The organism is Microbacterium sp. (assembly GCF_030149085.1).
GTDB lineage: Bacteria > Actinomycetota > Actinomycetes > Actinomycetales > Microbacteriaceae > Microbacterium.
On the sequence record NZ_JASBSF010000111.1, the window covers coordinates 1 to 2693 of the forward strand.

Consider the following 2693-nt stretch of genomic DNA (forward strand, 5'->3'; position numbering starts at 1 on the left):
CGGCGCAACACCTATCAGTGCGTGAGTGACCTTCCCCTTCGGCATCCCGTGGAAAGCGACCACGCAGTCGGCGAGTTGCTCGCGGCTCTGGGGGCCGACCGTTCGCGCGGATGACGTGCTCGCGCCGAGGATGCGATTCGCAGGATTCGTGGACCGGCGGATGATCTACTTGCCCGGTGACTGTCGACGGGCGCGCTGACTCCCCCGACCCGGTGTCGCCCAAGGGTCGTGATCGGCGGCGGCGCCTCTTATCGCGGCGCTCGCTCGTGTGGATCGTGATCGCGGTTGTTCTTGCGGTTCCGGCGGTGGTGCTGCCACATCTGGATCTGCCTGCTGGGGGCTTGATCCCCATCGCGCAGTCGCTTCTGCCGGCGGGAGCACTCGGCCTTCTCGTGGTCGCGGTCGTCGCAGCGGTTTCCCGTGCGTGGATCGGGGCGACCGTCCTCGTGGCCGGCGCCGTGCTTTCGGTGCTTCCGGTGCTCAACCCGGCTGCCACGGGCGCGGGTGACTGCACGGGGTCGACGCCGTTGACAGTGCTCTCCTTCAACGCGAAGTTCGCCGGTGCGGATCCGCGGCAGCTCGCCGATCTGATCCGAGACGCGGGAGCCGACGTGGTCATCCTCGTCGAGACTGACGAGCACCTGATCGGCCAGATCCTGCACGGCCAAGGGTTGGCCGAGACGCTGCCCTACCGGACAAAGCAGGTGAGCACCAACGCATACAAGGGAAGCGTGATTCTCTCTGCCTATCCCCTCAGCGCCGAGGCGGACATCCCGGGGAGCGTGTTCGAGCAGGTCAGCGCCGTCGCGGCTCTTCCGGACGGATCGGCAGTTCGCGTCGCCGCCGTGCACCCGCCGCCACCGGTCGGCCAGCCCGGAGACTGGTACGAGGCGGTGACCGCAATCGATGAGTGGATCCAGGCCACGAGCGATCCGCGTCTGGTCATCGCGGGCGATTTCAACTCGTCGTTCTCGCACCCCGTTTTCCGGCGAGTGACCGCCGGCCTTGCGACAGCTGCTCAGGCGGCGGGCCCGATCCCGTGGCCGACCTGGCCGCAGGAGAAGCCGGTGCCGGCGTTCACGGCCATCGATCACGTCCTCGCGCGCGGCGCGGCTCCCACGGGGTGGGACAGTGCCTACATCGAGGGAAGCGACCACCGGGCGGTCATCGCGAACTGGGCCCTTTGTGACTCTGCCCGAGGCGTCAGCGGCTGAGCGAAGCGAAGCGCCGGATCGACAGTGGAACGAATACGACGAGCATCACGATGGTGATCAGCAGCACGTAGATCACCGGATGCTGCAACGGCCAGGCGTCAGTTGTTGCACTGCCGCTGGGGGCGTTGCCGAACAACTCCCGGGCCGCCTGCACGAGGGCCGAGACCGGGTTCCATTCGGCGATTACCCGAAGCGGGCCGGGGAGGTTCTCGCTCGGCACGAACGCGTTGGAGATGAAGGTCAGGGGGAACAGGATCAGGAACGAGGCGTTGTTGATGACCTCGGGGCTTCGCACGATCAGCCCGAGGAACGCCAGCACCCACGAGAGCGCGTAGGCGAAGACCAGCAGCAGCGCTACTCCCGCGATGAACTCGAGGGGAGATGACTCGACGCGCCACCCCACGACGAGGCCGGTGAGCATCATGACGATCAGGGAGAGAACGTTGATGACGAGGTCGCCGACCGTCCGTCCGATGAGCACTGCCGACCCGCTCATCGGCAGGGTGCGGAAGCGGTCGATGATGCCGTCCTTGAGGTCTTGGGCCATCGCCGAGCCCGAGTATGTCGAGCCGAACACGATGGTCTGCGCGAAGATTCCCGCCATGAGGAACGACGTGTAGCTCTCGCCCGGAACCTGAATCGACGAACCGAAGACGAACGTGAACAACAGCACGAACATGATCGGCTGGATGAGGGTGAAGATCAAGATGTCGGGAACTCGGGTCAGCTTCTTCACGTTGCGCCAGGTGGTGACGTAGCCGTCTGAGAGGAACCGACTGAACGCCGTACCGGGCCGGGGCTGCAGTGTTGTGCTGGACGACCCCGTCGTGCGTGCGACCTCGGTGCTCATGCCGCTTCCTCCTCGTCCGTGGTCTGCTCGGCGGCATGGCCCGTCAACTGCAGGAAGACGTCGTCCAACGTGGGCCTGCGCATCCCGGCATCGTGCAGTTCGACCCCGGCAGCAGCGGTGTCGGTCATGATGCGCGAGAGAGCGTCGGCTCCGTCGCTGACCGGAACGACGAGGCCGCGCGCGCCGTCCGATGCGACCGGCCCCGAGCCGTAGCGCGAGAGGATCTCGCGCATCGCGTCGGCGTCGCTCTCGCTCACGAGGCTCACCGCGATCCGCTGGCCACCGACCGAGGACTTCAGCTCGTCAGCGGTGCCCTTCGCGATCACGCGTCCGTTGTCGATGATCGAGATCGAGTCGGCGAGGCGGTCTGCCTCCTCCAGGTACTGCGTGGTCAGGAGCACTGTCGTGCCGCCGGCGACGAGCGTCTCGATCACGTCCCACAGCGCGAGCCTGCTGCGCGGGTCGAGCCCCGTCGTCGGTTCATCGAGGAAGAGGACCGGCGGATTGATGACGAGCGCACCGGCCAGGTCGATCCGGCGCCGCATCCCGCCCGAGAATCCCTTGACGGGCCGGTTCTGGGCATCCACCAGATCGAACAGCTCGATAAGTTCGCGCGCCCGCTGGGCTGA

At 66.7% G+C, this 2693-nt stretch carries 3 protein-coding genes; 1 reads left to right on the forward strand and 2 read right to left on the reverse strand.

What is annotated here, in order from left to right:
* The first annotated feature begins 176 nt into the window (after window positions 1-176).
* Entirely contained in the window at window positions 177-1214 is a 1038-nt protein-coding gene (locus tag Q1V87_RS04630; protein WP_300591045.1) for an endonuclease/exonuclease/phosphatase family protein, read from the forward strand.
* Here Q1V87_RS04630 and Q1V87_RS04635 read toward each other — a convergent pair.
* The gene (locus tag Q1V87_RS04635) at window positions 1204-2064 is read right to left on the reverse strand and encodes an ABC transporter permease (protein WP_300591046.1); all 861 of its coding nucleotides are present in this window, start codon (window positions 2062-2064) and stop codon (window positions 1204-1206) included. The two genes, Q1V87_RS04630 and Q1V87_RS04635, sit on opposite strands and share 11 nt — an antisense overlap.
* On the reverse strand, window positions 2061-2693 hold a 633-nt coding region (locus tag Q1V87_RS04640), incomplete at its 5' end, for an ATP-binding cassette domain-containing protein (protein ID WP_300591047.1). The genes Q1V87_RS04640 and Q1V87_RS04635, both read right to left, overlap by 4 nt.

Excerpts from the sequence above, each read along its gene's own strand:
- Q1V87_RS04635 (WP_300591046.1), bottom strand. The coding sequence starts at position 2,064 with ATGAGCACCGAGGTCGCACGCACGACGGGGTCGTCCAGCACAACACTG.